This is a genomic window from Streptomyces sp. NPDC127038 (genome assembly GCF_042725875.1).
In the GTDB taxonomy this organism is placed as follows: domain Bacteria; phylum Actinomycetota; class Actinomycetes; order Streptomycetales; family Streptomycetaceae; genus Streptomyces.
In genome coordinates this window covers 72,428-87,763 of sequence record NZ_JBHXDQ010000011.1, presented here as the reverse complement: position 1 = coordinate 87,763, position 15,336 = coordinate 72,428, and the positions used below count along the sequence as shown (strand labels likewise).

The following is a 15,336-nucleotide window of genomic DNA, read 5'->3' as shown; positions in this document are numbered from 1 at the left end:
GGCCCGGTTCAGTCGGCCGCTGTAGCACCCGAAGTCCCGGTCGCGGCGGTGCTTCGGCTCGCCCCCGCTCCCGCTGTCCCGCCCCGCGCCGTCCGCGCGGGGGGCGGCTCACATCGGGGTCGTCACCGTCATCGGCTCGCCGTCACCGAGGTGCAGCAGGCCCTTGCCCGGGGCGACCGGGCCGCCGACCATGCTGCGGTTCGTCCGGATGCCGATCAGCTCACCCGCGGACGAGTCCTGCGGACACAGCAGGAGACCCCGGCGGCCCTTCTTCATCTCGACCTGCCAGCCGGAGAAGCCGCTGCACACGTCCTCCTCGTCACCGGCGATGACCAGCGCGAGCCCGCGTTCGGCGCCGCGCTGCACGATCCGCTTGAAGACCGTCTCGGCGTCGCAGTCCTCCAGCACCTCGCCGTCGTCGACCAGCACCACGACCGGCTCCTCGGGCGTCGCCGAGGCGATGGCCTCGCGCAGCTCGTCGCCCTCGATGTCGTCCTCGTCGAACACCTTCAACACGCCGTCCCGGCCGTCCAGTTCACGCAGAGGCGACGGACGCGGCGCCGCGACGACCAGCCGGACACCCTGGGCCAGGTACGAGCGGGCCATGTTCATCAGCGTCGTACTGCGGCCGGACTTGGCGGGGCCCGCGACGACGAACGTCGGCACGCCCTGGGAGAGGTCGGGGCCGAAGCCCCGGACGTCGTCGCCGCCGATGCCCACCAGGCTCCACAGCCGGGAGCGGGAGGCCTCCGGGTCGCGCATCTCCCAGGCCTCGGCGAAACCGATCCGGGTGGGCAGCACGTCGACCCTGAACGGGCGCCTGGAGCGCGGCAGTCCGGCGTCCCGCGCCGCGGCGGCCTCGCCGATCGCGGTGAGCGCCGCGGCCTGGCCCTGGCCGGTCGCGTCCTCGGCGAGGAGGGCGAACTGGGTCTCGGTGCCGTGCTCGTTGCGGTAGCCGCGGCCGGGCGGGATCTCCTCGGGGACCTTGCGCGCGTTGACGCCGATCAGCGAGAAGTCGGAGCGGTCGGCGAGCCGCAGCGCGTACTTGTCCTCGGTGAGCGAGCCGATCCGGGTGGAGAGGATCTGCCGGTCGCCGGTCATCACCAGATGCAGTCCGACGCTCGCGCCCTCGCGCATCATCGCGGTCAGCTGGTCGGTGAGATCGCCGTGGTCGTACTCGCCGAGCGTCGGCAGCCAGCCCTCCCAGCGGTCGAGCAGCACCACGATGTGCGGCAGCCGCTCGTCCTCCGGCGCCGCGGCCCGCTGCTCGCCGATGTCCGCGAACCCCTTGTCCGCCAACAGGTCCTGCCTGCGCGTGAGTTCGCCCTTCAGGCGGGCGATGAGACGGACCACGCGCTCGGTCTGGTTGCGGCCGACGACGGCGCCGCAGTGCGGCAGCCGGGTCAGCGCGTTGAGCGCGCCGTTGCCGCAGTCGATGCCGTACAGATGGACGTCGGCCGCCGAGTGCGTACGGGCCAGCGAACCGGCGATCGTACGAAGGATCTGCGAGCGTCCGCTGCGCGGGGCGCCGCCGATGAGCAGGTGCCCGAAGGAGGCGAAGTCGACCACGACGGGGCGGCGGGCCTGGTCGGCGGGCAGGTCCGCGAGGCCGTACGGGGCGGGCGGGAGCTTGCCGGGGCCGCCCGCGAACGCCGGCGCGGTGATCTCGTCGAGCAGCAGCGTCTCGGCGAGCGCGGGCAGCCAGGGGCTGTGCTGGGGCGGGATGCCGAGGGCCCGGTTGGCCTCGCGGACGGCGTCGACCAGCACCTTGAGGTCGGTGATCTCCTCCTCCTCGCGCTGTTCCGTCCTCGGCTTGACCAGGGCGGCCCGCCCGAGATCGGCCCAGCCGAGCGGTCCGGCCCAGGGCGCGAGGGCCGCAGGGTCGGCGGCACCGGGGCGGCGGCCGCCGACGCGTCCCGACTGGAACGGGACGAGCGAGGCGTGCCCGAGCCGTACGTACGCGCGGCCCGGCGTGCTCTTGGAGATGTGCCCGGCCTCGGGGGAGTCGATGACGTCGCTCGACTCGCCGCCGTCGGTCACGCGCAGCGCGATGCGCAGGTTGGTGTTGGCCCGGATCTCGGGCGAGACGACACCGCTGGGCCGCTGCGTGGCCAGCAGCAGATGGATGCCGAGCGAGCGGCCCCGCTGGGCGATGTTGACCAGGCCCGTCACGAAGTCGGGCAGGTCACGCACCATGGAGGCGAACTCGTCGATGACGATGAGCAGTCGGGGCACCGGGGCGTGCGCGGGATCACGGCGTACGAGGTCCTGGTAGTCCTCGATGTCCTTGGCGTCGGCGGCGGCGAGGATGTGCTCGCGCCGCTTCAGCTCCGCGCCCAGCGACTCCAGCGCCCGCTCCACGAGGTGGGCGTCGAGGTCGGTCACCATGCCGACGGTGTGCGGGAGTTGGACGCAGTCCTTGAACGCCGAGCCGCCCTTGTAGTCGACGAGGACGAACGTCATGTTCTCGGGGGTGTTGGCCACGGCGAGCGAGGCCACGATCGTCTGGAGCAGCTCCGACTTTCCGGAGCCCGTCGTACCGGCGATCAGGCCGTGCGGGCCGTCGCGCCGCATGTCGATGCCGAACGGACCGTCGTACGACTCGCCGATGACCGCCGTCGTCGACTGCCCGCCCAGCCGCCAGCGCGCGCCGATCGCGTCCCCGGTCGGCGGCTCCAGCTGGAGCACGTCGAGCAGCCGGCTGGCACCGGGCAGCGCCGAGTCCTCGGTCTCGCCGCTGATGTCACGCAGCGCGGAGAGGGAACGCGCGAGCCGGGAGCACCAGGCGGCCGGCACGAGGTCGGGGCGTACGTCCCGGACGCGGGCGATGCCCGTCTGCTGGACGCGCAGACGCAGTTCGAGCGGCTTCTGCGACCCGGCGGCGGAGTCGTCGGTGCCGGTGGCGTGCCAGGCGTGGAAGGAGGGGAAGCCGCCGGGGGCGGCCGGCACGGCCGGGGCGGCGGGCGTCCGGGCGCTCTCGTGCTCCTCGGGCCTGGGCTCCGCGACGACGACGGCCTGGCACTCGCCGGGCAGGAACCGCTCCTCGGCGTCCAGACAGATCGCGTACATGGACATGGCCGGGCCCTCGCGGAGCAGCCGGACCACACCCGGCATGGACCGCAGCCGCCGGGACCCGTCCCAGACGACGACGATGTCGGGGTCGCCGAAGACGGCCTTGTTGCCGTTCTGCTTCGCGGCCTTCTGGCGGGCGTCGAGGAGCTGGGTCAGCTCGCCGATGCGGGCGCCGACGGTCTCGGCGTCCGTGCCGATGAGGACGTTGGCGTCCTGGGCGCCGGCGGGCCTGCTGTGCGGGAGCCAGCGCACCCAGTCCCAGCTGTCCCGGCCGCCGTTCTCCGTCAGGACGTAGAACTGGACGTCCAGCGGGCTGTGCAGCACCGCGGTCTGCGCCACGGCCCAACGGCCGAGGGCTCGGGCCGAGTCACCGGGCCCCGCGATGCCGACGACACCGCGCTCGGCCAGCGGGAGGGCGACCGGGGCGTCCTCGATGGTCCAGGTGACCTGGCGCCTGTGGTCGTCCTGCTCGGGATCGTCGAGGACGACCTCGGACGGCAGCTTCCCGGTGCCCACGCGCAGCAGCAGATGGTCCGCGTCGGTGCGCCGCCGCTCCCACAGCCGGGTGCGCGGACCGGTGCCCAGCGACAGCACGGTCGCCGGATCGGGGATCGCCCGGCGCCGGTCGAGCCGCTCGGCGAGCAGCGCCTCCCGGGCGTCCTTCTCGATCCGCTCCTTGTGCTCCTTGTACTCCTTGACCTGCTTGGCGTGGGACTTGCGGCCCTGCTTCTTGTCCATGAAGTAGTTGCCGAGCATGATCAGCGGGCTCAGCAAGGCCATGATCATGTAGTACCAGCGCCCGAACACCATCACCATGACGACGGCGCTGACCAGCGGGGTGAGCGCCATCAGCCAGGGCAGCGGCCGGGCCTCGTAGTCCCGTACGGGGTTCGGCAGCCGGAACTTCGTCTCGCGCTCGGGCGGCTGGAGCCTCGGGGGCCGGTTGTAGTCGAGGCCGGCGCCGTCCTCCGACCACTTGAGCGCGGCGTCCGGCTGTGCGTAACGGTCCAGTTGGAAAAGGGTGTTGCCGACGGCGACCTGGCTGCCGAGCGGCCACTCGTCGTCCTCGCGCTCGGCGAAGGGCGTGCCGTCGAGCGTCACGCCCTCCTTCCCGCCGTGCACGGCGACCCGGCAGGTTCCGTCCGTTGCAACTGACAACGTCAGCGCCCGTTGCGGAAGTTCGGGATCCTCGACCCGGACGTACGAGGCGGCCCCGGCGCCGATGTCGTACCGGCCGATCCCGAGCCGGTGCACCGCTCCCGCCGACGGGCCGCCCGCCACCCGCAGTTCGACCAGGCCGGTCGGCTCGCCGGGCAGGCAGCCGGCGGGGTCGTGCAGGCTCACGACGGCCCCCTCGCGCAGCGGCGAGGTGGCGATGGTGGCGGCGGGATCGACGGGGTGTCCGTCGACGTACGCGACCGGCGCGCCGCCGCTCCCGGCGGCCCGGTGCTGCTGGATGGGGATGATCTGCGCGCCGCCGCCGTAACCGACCTGCTCCGCGAGCTCCTTGGCGATGTCCCCCACCGAGGACTCGGGATCCGCGTCGAGCACCACGTCGGCGGTGGCGCCGCCGAGCGGGTCGACGACGGTCAGAGTCAACCGCACGCTCGTCCTCCCCCAGACACCGAAGGCCCCTTCCGGAACGCGGGCCACAGTGCTCCCGACGATAGCCGCTCGCCGCTTCCCGCAGGCAACGGCCCATGTGGGGGAACCGCGAAGGCCCGCTCCCCGGCGGGCCCTTGGTGCGCGCTCGTGACACAACCGGGGTGTGCTCCTGCAAGCGCCGTAAGTAAGCTGCTTGCTCGACGCGGACGGTCGCACCATCCGCATCAGGAGCCACGGGGGTTGGCCCTGCGGCGAGTTGAAGCTTGGAGGACGCCACATGGCCGGCGGCAAAGACGCGGACATCACTTACGAGAAGATGCGGCACGCTGCGAAGCGACTCGGCCACGAGAAGGAGAAGATGGAGGACAAGCTCCACGGCCTCGACAGCTACATCGACGGCCTCGTCGCCGACGGCTACACGACGTCCAAGGGTTCCCAGGCCTTCGACGACTCCTTCAAGGAGTTCACCAAGGGCATGAAGGACACCCTCGAAGGCCTCAAGGGCATGGCCAAGTTCCTGGAGGACGCGGCCAAGGCGTACGAGGACCTGGACGACCAGCTGGCGAAGGGCGTCAAGGGCTGACGCGTCCCCGGCACTCGGGTGATTCGGCACGGCGGGGTGCTCCGGCGCCCCGCCGTGCCGCGCGCCCCGCCTTTGCCCGTCATTGGTTGCCGGTTCGAAAACGGCTGCACGAGGGTGGAGACCGGCTGCCGCGAGGCCGGTGTGCCGGACGGGGCGGCCGTGACGGCCGCCGGGCAGCGGGCGCACGGGGGTGGCAGTGGCCGATCACATCGCGGTCTCCACGAAGGAACTGCGGGACATAGGACGGTCCGTCGGAAAACTGAAGACGCACTTCGAACACGCCAAGGACCTGGTCGACTCCTATGACGCCGAGATCGGTTCGGCCGAGGTGGCCGAAGCGCTCGACGCGTTCGCGGACGACTGGAAGAAGAAGCGCGAACAGCTCTGTGACGGCCTGGAGTTCCTCGGCCGGACCGCGGAGGAGGCCGCCAAGGCCTACGACGGACTTGACCAGCATCTCGCCGACGCACTGCTCAAGTCCCGGTCGGGCAAGGACGGCAACGGCGGATGAGCGACGACTTCTCCGGCGTCGACTGGCAGACCGCCCGCTACGACGACAAGGAATTCACCCCGGGTGACCCCTACGAGGTGGCCCGGCTCGGCAAGCGCATCGCCGACACCGCCGCGCTGATCGAGGACCAGGCCGCCAAACTGCACAACCTGGTCGACGGCAACGGATGGGACTCCGACGCGGGCCGTGAGTTCCAGAAGAAGACCGGGGACACGGTCGGACTCCTCACCAAGTCGCACCGGCGGTACGCGGCCGCCGCCGAAGCCCTGGGCTCCACCGTGGGCGCGGCCCCCGCCGACGAACACGCGCACACCGACTGGGCCACCGCGCTCGACCACGCCCAGAACCTCGTACGGGCCGCCCTGGTCGACGCCAGGACCGCCGACGCCGACCGCGGTCACTGCCAGAAGCAGCTCGACGCGCACCCGGGCCCCGACGATCACCCGGACAAGCAAAGACTGGACAAGCAGAAGGACTGCGCCGACGCGGACCTGGAGGCGGCCAAGAGGGACCTGCGGCGCGCCCTCGAGTACCGCGACACCCAGGCCGGACACGCCGAGGCGGCCATCCAGGACGCCGTCGAGCACGACGGTCTGAAGGATCCGCGGCACCACTGGTGGGACGGCTGGCAGGACTGGGTCGCCGACATCGGACACTGGGCCGGAGTCGCGGCGGCCGCTCTCGGCGTACTGGCACTGGTTCTGAGCTGGGTGCCGGTGCTCGGCGAGGTGCTCGCCGCGCTGGCCCTGATCGCCTCGGTCGTGGCACTGGTCTGCGACACGGTCTCCGCCCTCGACGGCAAGGGCACCTGGCTGGACGTCGCCATCGACGCGATCGGCGTGCTGTCCTTCGGCGCCGGACGCCTGCTCGGCACCGCGGCCAAGGAGGCGTCCGTGGCCGCCCGCGGCGCCTCCGCCCTCAAGGACGTCGGCCTCGCGAGAGAAGCGGGGCTGAACCCCGCCGCCGCCCGCGGTCTCGCCGAGGCCCTCAACGGGGTCGAGCCGGGCCAGATCGGAAGGGCGCTGGCCGAGGGACCGGCCGAACTCCTCCCGCGTATGCGGTCGGTGGTCAAGGAGTCGCTGGACGCCAAGGCGTACGTGGACGACATCAAGGTGGCGGCCGGCCTGCTGCCCCGGGAGGCGAGCCTCGTCACCGACGGCGCACCCGGGCTGGCCCAGATCTCGGGATCCACGTTCAAGACCATGGCGGGGATCGGCAAGGCCCTCTACATCGGGAGCCAGACCCTGCCCCTCGCGCTCGGCTGGTCCAACCTGGCACCCGTCGGCGAGGGCGAGTCGAAGGTGACGGGTCCGAACCTGCTGAGCGGGCTGAAGGGGATTCCGGGCATCGGCGCCGGCGGCATCCCCTTCTACAACTGGACGTGGCACGCGAGTGGTTGAGACGGACGAAGACGGCAGGCCCGGGGACGGGGCCGGCGCGGGCGGCCCGGCGGAACAGAGGAACGCGTGGTGAACGAGGACGAGGAGTCCGTCGACGAGCTGTTCGCGCGGCTGCCGGAGGACGGGCGCCGCACCCTGGAGCAGGTCGGCATGGACCTGCCGGAACTGCGCCGTATGGCCGCGGGCGACGGCGGGATGCGAAAGGTGCGCGCCGTGCTCTCCGAGTTCACCAGTGAGCCGCGGTCACGGCGACCCGGCGACGACGAGGGGCCGGCACGGCGGACCGCCGTACGGCCGTGGCTGCTGCTGTTCGCTGCGTCCCTCGCCGGAGTGGTCCTCACCGAGGTCTCCACGCTCGCGCTGCACGAGACGGCGCTGCTGGTGGGGGCTCTGTGCGCCCTGGGTGTCGTGTTCGTGGCCTCCAGAACCCGGGCGTCGCGCGGGGGGCTCGTCCTGCGGTGGATCACGGTGGCGGCGTACGCCGTCCTGGTCGTCGACGGCTCCTTCGGCACCCAGCAGTGGTACCTGCGGCTGCACGGGTCCGAGCAGCGGGTGACGATCGTCCGGCCGCTCCATCAGTGGACCCACGGCACCCGGGAGACGTACTGCAGGGTCCGGCTCCGGGACGGCTCCGTCCACCAGGTGCTCGGCAACAGACGGGACTGCGCCGACCGGACCGGCCTCGGGGACACCGCGGTCGTCGACCCGGCGGGCCATTACCGCCCGTTCCTCGGCACGCGGTCCGAGATCGGGGGCACGGCCGGGGCGATCGTCGCGCTGGGCGCGGCGGTCGTCCTGATCCTGGCTCCGGCGAGCGCCGTGGCCCTGGGAAGGACATCACGGAACGGGCGGCAGGGCGGGGAACGGACGGGGGGCGGGGCGGTATGAGCGGTGCGGGTGGGACGACGGGGCGGTCGGACGGCGGGACGGGGGCGGGGTCGAGGTCGGGGCCAGGGCCGGGTCCGGGGTCGGGTCCGGGGTCGGAGGTGGGGTCGGGGTTGAGGCCGGAGGTGGGTCTGGGGTCGGGGTCGGAGGCGGGGCCGGGGTCGGAGGTGGGCGCGGCTGTCGGGGTGGCGCCGCCCTCCGACTATCGACTCGCCGTACCGGAGGGCTGGGAGCGCGTCGTCCTCGACCCGGAACGCTGGTCCTACCGCATCGACAAGCTCGTCCGGCGCGGTCTGCGCGGGACGCGGGCGACACCGCGGCTCCAGGCGGCGCTGGCGGAACGGATCCGGGACCAGGCCGAGGCCGCGCACGCGAACGGCGGGGTGGAGATGTACCTCGTCAACCAGGTCATCGGGCAGGTACCCGTCTCCGCGGGACTGGTCGTGACCCTTCTGCGGCCACCGCCCGGAACCGCCCACGGGAGCCTCGGGGACACAGCCCTGTCACTGGCCGCCGGTGGCGCCGACGTGACCACGGTCGACCTGCCCGCCGGCCCCGCCGTACGCCACCTCTACCGCCGCCGCCCGGCCCCCGACGACCCCGACGGCAACAAGCTCACCGTCACCCACCTCGACGTCCACCTCGCCGTACCGAACAGCGACCTGCGCCTGCTGCTCTCCTTCTCCACCCCCATGGAGCCGCTGGCGGACGCGCTGGTGACGCTCTTCGACTCGATCGCCCGCACACTCCAGTGGATGGCCTGATGCCCGCGTACTCCGATTCCACCGTCCGTCTGCGCGCGCCCGACGGCGCCGTCTCCCTGCCCGTGCGCGGTGCCGCCGACCTGGACACCTGGGCGCGCGACGCGGCCCGCCTCCGTGCGGGCACGGGCGCCGACGCGAGGCTGGTCGAGGCGCTCGCCGTCGAACTGGGCGAGGCGGCGGCCGACGCGCGCGGCCGTGGTCCGCTCGTCGCGCTCTCGTACGTTCCCGAGCCGACGCTCGGGGAGCTGGCCCGTATCGAGCTGTCCCCGCTCGTCGCCGACGACACGTACCCGGAGGTCACCGTCGACCTCCTCCAGCGCTATCTCGCCATGCCGACGGACCGGTCGTTCCGGCCGCCCGAGGCCGAGCGGCGCACCCTGCCGGCCGGTCCGGCGGTCCGCGTCCGGCACGCGTACGTCCAGGAACCCGACCGCGACGGGACCGGCACCATCCTGGAGACCTGCGCCTACGGCATCTGCCCCGACGAGACGTGGGGCCTGGTCCTGCTCACCTCGTGGCGGGCCCTCGCCCACACCGACGCCCTGTGCGAGCTGACGGACGGCCTGGCGAAGACGATCACGGTGACGACCGCCCGCTGACCCCTCAGCCCGATCCGACGCCCCCACCGACACCGCCGGCACCGCCGTCCGGCTCGACGAAGGACACCGTGCGGAGGAGTGCCACCAGGAGGTCGCAGAATTCGGCCCAGTATTCGGTGGAGGCGGTGTGCAGCGTGAACACCGCCGTGTACGGGCCCGTGGCGAAGGGAACATGGACCTGGATCTGACCGGTGAGGAGCTTGGTCTCTTCGCAGGACGCCGTGACGTCCGGCTGGAGCGTGAACTCGCTGAGCGTCACGCAGGAAACCGCCGGACCGCAGGGGAGGTCCAGCCAACGGGCGTCGTTCAACGGATCCGCCGAGAGAACGGCGAGCGTGCCGTGAGCGGCGATGTCCGGATCCGTCTGGTCGGTCTGCACCGCGGCCACGGTGAAGGCACATTGAGCGACGCCGCTCCCCTCGGTCGAGAAGAGCCCCATGGCAGCGTACGAAACGCCTTCGCCGGCCATGTATTCGGCGACTGCCGCGTAGTACGGGGCCGCCGGATCCCAGAGCGACTCGTCACCTCGCGAGTAGAGCTCACGCACGAACGCGTGGGCGAGGGTCTCGCGTTCCTCCGGCGTCGGGGCCACAGGGAGGGCGAAGAAGCCCTCGGGAACCGTGAACCATATGGGCGGGATATCGGATGCGCCGTCGCCGGATACGGGCGGGACGGCGCTGGTGGGAGTTGCCATGTGATGGATCCGCTCAGAGGTCGCCGGGTTTGAAATTCACGTGCTCGCCGTCCGGCCCCATGAGCCGGAGCCGTGGGTTGCTTCCCTCGTGAGGGTCGGGACCCGATGCGGACGTCACCTCGATCGTGAAGTTCCCGCTGGGCCTGAGGGTGACCACGCTGCGCGATGACGGGTGCTCCGCCATGAACGCGGCCACCTTCTCCTTCTGGCCGGGAGTCAGTTCTTCGGGCGTGACAACCTCGGAGGCGTAGGCGAGATGGCGCACGATCTCCCAGTGGTCGTTGGGGCTCGGCGGGGCGAGCCTGCACCACGAACGGTCCGTGAAGGTGATCACCGCCTCCAGGCCCACCTTGGTGAACGTGCGGCGTTCGACGTCCGCGATGCCGTCCCGTTCCGTCTGCCAGAGCACTTCGTCGCGGGTGGTGTCGTCGTCGGGGAAGCCGATGACCAGTACGCGTCGGTCTGTGACGACGATGTGGGTGCGATAGCCCTCGGGGCACCGGCCAGGGTCGAGTTGCCACGGGAGCGTGCGTGCGACAGTTCCAGGACCCGCCCACAGGACAGGGAAGTCGTCGACCTCGTTCTCGCGATCGTGAGAGCGGCCGGTACCCCTGGGGGCGTTGCCCACGCTTCCGGCCGCTGCGAGTGTCTCCACCGCGCCCAGGACAGCGAGAGCGGCGGCCCGAACACCGAAGGCCCGGGTGGCCCGTGCCCGGCGTTCGGACTTCGAACGGACGGTGAAGACAGGGCCCTCGGGCCATCCGGCCAGCTCGTTCTGGATGTCGTTGCGCTCTGTGTCGCGGAACCAGCGCATGCCGGCCACCGCGTCGGCCGTGCCCGTCGCGAAGGTTCCGGGGCTTCGTGCCAGGCAGATCTCGCCGGGGAGGGGTTGCCAGGTAGCCATCTGAGTGACGCCTTCAGTGTGAGGTGGCGGCTTCGTGGAACCGGTCACCGGGATGGATCGCTTCTCCGATGTGCTGCGTGATGGTGGTGATCTTCGGACCGATCTTGCCTGCGGCGTCGATCGCGATACCCAAGGGCTTCTCGGGGTCCAAGGTGAGTTTGCTGCCGCTGATGAGCTTCAGTCCCTTGGTCCCGACCCATTGACCTTGGTGATAGCCCGCCTCGGCGAGTCCTGCGAGCCGATTCATGGTCCCGGACTCCGAGCTGATGAGACCGATCTCCTTGAAGGATCCGCCCAGCACGACTCGTTTGCCCAGAAGGCCGAGGCCGCCCTCCACCTTGGTCGCAAGGTCTCCGGTCGCGAAGAGATTGCGTGTCCCCGCCGCGAGTTCCGAGCCTTGCATCCCCTTTCCGAACATGGCCGCGCGTTCGATGGCCGTAGCCTCTGTGGCCACCTTTACGCCCTTGCCGAAAAGGCCGATGCCGGGGAGGAGGCCGAGCGCGTCCGTGCCCAGCTTCATCCAGCTGACGTCCGCTCCGGCCGCCTTGGCTATGGAGTGCGTCAGCAGAGCGAGTCCACTGGTGAGAAGGGCGGCGGCGCCGAAGATGGCGCCGAGGGGCTCGAAGGGGATGGTGATGATCGCGAGCAGGCCCAGAATCGCTGTCAGATCGCTCAGCAGGTCGCCGATGAAGGCGATCAGATCGGCGTGGTCCTTGATCCACTGTCCGGTGGCGTCCCAGGCGTCCACGACCCCGTGCCCCAGCTTGTCCCAGAATCCTGGTTCATCGGGGGCGATGTCCGCCGCCTTGTCGAGTTCCTTGCTGATCAGCCCGGCGGCCCGTTTGTAACGGTCTTCGAGGTCGTGGACCTTGTTGGTGACCTCGTCCACCGCACCGGACGCCTTGCCCAGTTCCTCGCTGCCCTTCCCTTCGGCCTTCTGCTCGGCCTTCGCTTTGGCTTCGAGTTTCTCCCCGGCGGATTTCTCCAGGCGGTTCGCTTCGTCCTGGAAGCCGTGCAATTCGGTGGCCCACCGGTGCAGGGCACGAGACGCCTTGTCGAAGGAGTCGTGGCTCTTTTGGATCAGAGGCGTGACATCCTCGCCGATGTACTCGGTGAAGGCGATCGCGGTCTTGCCCTTCCACGCCCCGGCCTCGATCTGCCGGAGTTCCCTCAGCGCCGTACCCAGCTCGCCTGCCAGACTCCCGAGTTTCCTTGCCAGCTCCCGGGTGTCCTCGACATCGCCCGGAGTGGGATCCCAGCCGATGTGCGGGAATCCGGGGCGCTTCACAGCCACCTCATGCGCCTTTCTTCGTGGGTGCCTTGAGCGACTCGGCGAGGTCGAGGTCGAGTTTGCCGAAGGAATCGGCGATCTTGTCGATCATCTTGACGGCGCCGCTGGTGTGTTTCCCGAGTTGTTTGATGCCGTAGCCCCAGTCGTCGGCGAAGTCCTGCACGTCTTCGACGAGTTTGGGATCCCCGACGGCTGAGGCGTCGGTGCCGCGCAGGCCTCGGCGGGTGGCTTCCATACGGTCGCTGATCGTCGAGAACGTCTTCCGCAGATCCTCGAAAACGGTGTCCTCAAGGCGAAGGTCACTCATGTCCGATCCCCGTTTCCTGAGCTCGTGCCGTACCGCGGCATCCGGTCGGTGTTCACCGGTTGACCGCCTGGATTTCCTGGACGGTGATGTCCTGGGTGGTTCCGAAGGTGCCGTCGGGGAGGTTGCCGCCGGCGCCTCCTGTGCCGGTCCAGGTGACCTGCCAGGTGATGGTGGCGCGGAGTTTGTAGCTGCCGCCGCCTGATGAGCGGAGGTATTTGACTCCGCAGGGCGGGGTTTCTCCGGCGTTTCCCTTGGCGTAGGGCGTGCCGATCGAGTGGTCGTCGTTGATCCGGCATTCTCCCGTGGCCGGGTACGTCTCGGCGTCGCTCGTTCCCGGTTCCAGCTTGAGTGCGACGGGCTTCGCCGTGGTGGTCGCCGAGATGTCGAGACCGGCGACGTTGAGGGACGCGGTGACGGACACGTCCTTGAAGGTCGCCTTGTCGAGCCAGGCCCAGGTCGGGAGGTTGACCTTGGTGGTGTCCTGGGGGGCGAGGGTGACTTTCGTGTCGGGCACCCTGATACGGCTGTAGGCGAGCTGGGCGAGGATCTCCGGCGTCACCGCGTTCTTGACGGTCGGAGTTCTGCCGTTCTCCACCCAGAAGGTCGCGGTGTCGCAGGCGAACGCGGCGGGATCACCGGAATCCTCGCGGCCGGGGTCGCGGACTGCGTCCCACCACATGCCCTTGCCCGTCTCGGACTTGTTGAAGTCCTTGTAGGGCTGACCGTTCTTGTAGTGCTCCTTGGCCAGTCCGTACGCCTCTCCGACGCCACTGGCGTTCGGGATGTCCCACTCCTTCTGGAATTCTTCGGCGAATTCGGCCGGTGTCCACTTGGGCTCGTACCAGCACGCGGGAGGTGACCAGTCGCCGACGGGAGCGAAACCGCCGGAACGCTTACCGCTGGAGCCACCGGTCGAGCCGCTGTAGACGATCCGGGATTCAAGGGTCTTGCCGCCGTCGTGCTGATTGTTGCCCTCGACGTCGAACTGGGATCCGCCGGGACCCTTGGCGAAGGCCGAGGTGGGCACGGCCAACACGCAGGTGATCGCGAGTGCTCCGGCGGTGACCACGCGGCCCCGGGTCACCGGACGCACGTCTTGCTCCCTCGGACGGACGTTCCGTCGGACGTCTGCCACACCCCCTGATCGGTCTTCTCCAGGCGGGTGTTGTAAAGAACGAAGGCGTCCTTGCCGGCGGGCGACCTGTCGACCTTCCCGGTCTTGCGGTTCTTGTTGTACGCCTTGCTCTCGTCGGCGCAGTACGAGACCCCCGCGGACCTGCTGTCGAAGATCTCGACCTTGGGACTGTAGTAGCGCGTGGTCCCCGTGTAGGTGATTCCTGCGTCCAGCCACTTCTCCACCCATTGGACGGACGATGTCAACGCCTTGCCCTTGTAGTAGAAGGAGAGTCCGGGGGTGTTCGGTGTGCCCTTGAGAATGGCGTGATTGGTGGCCGTCTGCGCGCGCCCTGCGTCCGCCAGGACGGCGTCCTTTGAGGCGTCTCCCGTCGTCCACCCCTCGAACTCGTCCTTCACGTCGCCCGGAAGAGTGATGTCCGGCCGCTTGGCGTTGTCCTTGACAGTCGGGCTCGGCGAAGCCGACGCCGTCTTGCCCCGGTCCGCCCCGGCGATCTTGTCGTTCGCCTTCGGGGTGGTGCCCCCGCCTCCGCACGCCGTCAGCAGCAGGGCTGTCGTCGCGGCGACCGCGGTAGTAACGGGCAAGGTACGGCGCTTCACAGTGGACTCCCTGGGGTATCGGTCGAATGGATTCGGTCAGGGGCAAATGACGCTATTGGTGAGGCACTTGGGTAGATGATGGCGTCGGGTCGAGCCGGCAGAGTTCCGCCGATGCAGCCCGAGTTGGCTACGGAGTGCACGACTTGTGGCCCCTCTGCGAGCTGAGCCTCGTCGTCTGCCAGACGCCCTTCTTGTTCTTTTCGAGCCGCGTTGAGTAAAGGACGTAGGACTTGGCCGTCACAGCCGTCTTGATGGCCTTGCCCGACTTCTTGTCCTTGGCGAACGCCTTGGACTGGTCCTCGCAGTACACGACGCCCGCCGAGGCCGAGTCGAAGAGGTCGATCTTGGCGTTGTAGTAGCGGTTGACTCCCGTGATCGAGTAGCCGCTCTTCGCGATGGACGTGACCCAGGCCCCGGCATCGGTCAAGGCGGTGCCGCTGTAGTAGAAACCGAGAGCGGGCAGTGCGGCATCACCCTCGGCGATCGCGTAGTTGGTCGCGTCGACCCTCCGCCCGACGTCCGCGAGAACGGCGTCCTTGGCGGCATCGCCGGTACTCCAGTTCTCGAACCTGTCACTGAGGTCCTTCGGGAGAGTGATGCCGGGCCGGTCGGCGTTCTTCGAAGCGGTCGCGCTGGGGGAGGTCGAACGCGTGCTGTCCTGGTCGGTGCCCGCGATCTTGTCGTTTGCCTTCGGGGTGTCGCTTCCGCTTCCACAGGCCGTCAGGAGTAGAGCCGCGGTCGCGGCGAATGCGATGGCGGCGGTTGAAGAGCGGTGCTTCACGGTGGACTTCCCGGGGGGCATCGGTTGAAAGTGGGACAGGTGGGCCGAGGTGTTCAGCCGACGCGGCGCACCTTCGTGAGCTACTTCTCAAGGGCGGTTTCGGTGTTCACCGGTTGACCGCCTGGATTTCCTGGACGGTGATGTCCTGGGTGGTTCCGAAGGTGCCGTCGGGGAGGTTGCCGCCGGCTTGTCGGCCTCGTCGAGGT

Annotated in this window: 14 protein-coding genes; 6 read left to right on the top strand and 8 right to left on the bottom strand. The window is 70.1% G+C overall.

Annotated features, from left to right (window positions below):
• Positions 1-108: 108 nt before the first annotated feature.
• Positions 109-4,677 carry an FtsK/SpoIIIE domain-containing protein gene (locus ACFWI4_RS11390; RefSeq protein ID WP_387193862.1) on the bottom strand — a complete coding sequence of 1,523 codons (4,569 nt, stop codon included), beginning with the start codon at positions 4,675-4,677 and terminating at the stop codon, positions 109-111.
• A gap of 277 nt (positions 4,678-4,954) precedes the next feature.
• On the opposite strand from ACFWI4_RS11390, the gene ACFWI4_RS11385 reads away from it, so the two are divergent.
• From ACFWI4_RS11385 to ACFWI4_RS11360, 6 genes are all read left to right on the top strand, one after another.
• Entirely contained in the window at positions 4,955-5,260 is a 306-nt protein-coding gene (locus ACFWI4_RS11385; protein WP_078943692.1) for a WXG100 family type VII secretion target, read from the top strand.
• A 196-nt stretch (positions 5,261-5,456) separates the two neighbouring features.
• Complete coding sequence (locus ACFWI4_RS11380; protein ID WP_387193858.1) at positions 5,457-5,771, top strand: hypothetical protein; 315 nt, start codon at positions 5,457-5,459, stop codon at positions 5,769-5,771.
• The gene (locus tag ACFWI4_RS11375; protein ID WP_387193854.1) at positions 5,768-7,171 is read left to right on the top strand and encodes a hypothetical protein; all 1,404 of its coding nucleotides are present in this window, start codon (positions 5,768-5,770) and stop codon (positions 7,169-7,171) included. The genes ACFWI4_RS11380 and ACFWI4_RS11375 overlap by 4 nt, the downstream gene beginning before the upstream one ends.
• A 69-nt stretch (positions 7,172-7,240) precedes the next feature.
• Complete coding sequence (locus tag ACFWI4_RS11370; RefSeq protein ID WP_387193850.1) at positions 7,241-8,059, top strand: hypothetical protein; 819 nt, start codon at positions 7,241-7,243, stop codon at positions 8,057-8,059.
• 182 nt (positions 8,060-8,241) lie between these two features.
• Positions 8,242-8,820: a hypothetical protein gene (locus ACFWI4_RS11365; protein WP_387193847.1), complete on the top strand. Its 579-nt coding sequence runs from the start codon at positions 8,242-8,244 to the stop codon at positions 8,818-8,820.
• Positions 8,820-9,419 carry a hypothetical protein gene (locus ACFWI4_RS11360; RefSeq protein ID WP_387193844.1) on the top strand — a complete coding sequence of 200 codons (600 nt, stop codon included), beginning with the start codon at positions 8,820-8,822 and terminating at the stop codon, positions 9,417-9,419. Before ACFWI4_RS11365 ends, ACFWI4_RS11360 begins: the two co-directional genes overlap by 1 nt.
• A gap of 4 nt (positions 9,420-9,423) precedes the next feature.
• Here the strand turns inward: ACFWI4_RS11360 and ACFWI4_RS11355 are convergent, their stop codons facing one another.
• The 7 genes from ACFWI4_RS11355 to ACFWI4_RS11325 form a co-directional block, all read right to left on the bottom strand.
• Positions 9,424-10,113 (bottom strand): hypothetical protein, encoded by a 690-nt coding sequence (locus ACFWI4_RS11355; protein ID WP_387193841.1) that lies wholly within the window; start codon positions 10,111-10,113, stop codon positions 9,424-9,426.
• A 13-nt stretch (positions 10,114-10,126) separates the two neighbouring features.
• Positions 10,127-11,017 (bottom strand): hypothetical protein, encoded by an 891-nt coding sequence (locus tag ACFWI4_RS11350; RefSeq protein WP_387193838.1) that lies wholly within the window; start codon positions 11,015-11,017, stop codon positions 10,127-10,129.
• 13 nt (positions 11,018-11,030) lie between these two features.
• Positions 11,031-12,311, bottom strand: a complete 1,281-nt coding sequence (locus ACFWI4_RS11345) for an enoyl-CoA hydratase/isomerase family protein (protein WP_387193835.1) — start codon at positions 12,309-12,311, stop codon at positions 11,031-11,033.
• A gap of 1 nt (position 12,312) precedes the next feature.
• Positions 12,313-12,615 (bottom strand): hypothetical protein, encoded by a 303-nt coding sequence (locus ACFWI4_RS11340; RefSeq protein ID WP_387193832.1) that lies wholly within the window; start codon positions 12,613-12,615, stop codon positions 12,313-12,315.
• Positions 12,616-12,667: 52 nt separating this feature from the next.
• Positions 12,668-13,708: a hypothetical protein gene (locus ACFWI4_RS11335; protein WP_387193829.1), complete on the bottom strand. Its 1,041-nt coding sequence runs from the start codon at positions 13,706-13,708 to the stop codon at positions 12,668-12,670.
• Positions 13,696-14,334 (bottom strand): hypothetical protein, encoded by a 639-nt coding sequence (locus tag ACFWI4_RS11330; protein WP_387193826.1) that lies wholly within the window; start codon positions 14,332-14,334, stop codon positions 13,696-13,698. The genes ACFWI4_RS11335 and ACFWI4_RS11330 overlap by 13 nt, the downstream gene beginning before the upstream one ends.
• A 142-nt stretch (positions 14,335-14,476) precedes the next feature.
• Complete coding sequence (locus tag ACFWI4_RS11325) at positions 14,477-15,151, bottom strand: hypothetical protein (protein WP_387193823.1); 675 nt, start codon at positions 15,149-15,151, stop codon at positions 14,477-14,479.
• Positions 15,152-15,336: the final 185 nt, after the last annotated feature.

What these genes read in the sequence shown, in the direction of transcription:
- ACFWI4_RS11340 (WP_387193832.1), bottom strand. Translation starts at nt 12,615, where the DNA reads ATGAGTGACCTTCGCCTTGAGGACACCGTTTTCGAGGATCTGCGGAAG.
- ACFWI4_RS11385 (WP_078943692.1), top strand. Translation starts at nt 4,955, where the DNA reads ATGGCCGGCGGCAAAGACGCGGACATCACTTACGAGAAGATGCGGCAC.
- ACFWI4_RS11325 (WP_387193823.1), bottom strand. Translation starts at nt 15,151, where the DNA reads ATGCCCCCCGGGAAGTCCACCGTGAAGCACCGCTCTTCAACCGCCGCC.
- ACFWI4_RS11355 (WP_387193841.1), bottom strand. Translation starts at nt 10,113, where the DNA reads ATGGCAACTCCCACCAGCGCCGTCCCGCCCGTATCCGGCGACGGCGCA.
- ACFWI4_RS11350 (WP_387193838.1), bottom strand. Translation starts at nt 11,017, where the DNA reads ATGGCTACCTGGCAACCCCTCCCCGGCGAGATCTGCCTGGCACGAAGC.
- ACFWI4_RS11375 (WP_387193854.1), top strand. Translation starts at nt 5,768, where the DNA reads ATGAGCGACGACTTCTCCGGCGTCGACTGGCAGACCGCCCGCTACGAC.
- ACFWI4_RS11360 (WP_387193844.1), top strand. Translation starts at nt 8,820, where the DNA reads ATGCCCGCGTACTCCGATTCCACCGTCCGTCTGCGCGCGCCCGACGGC.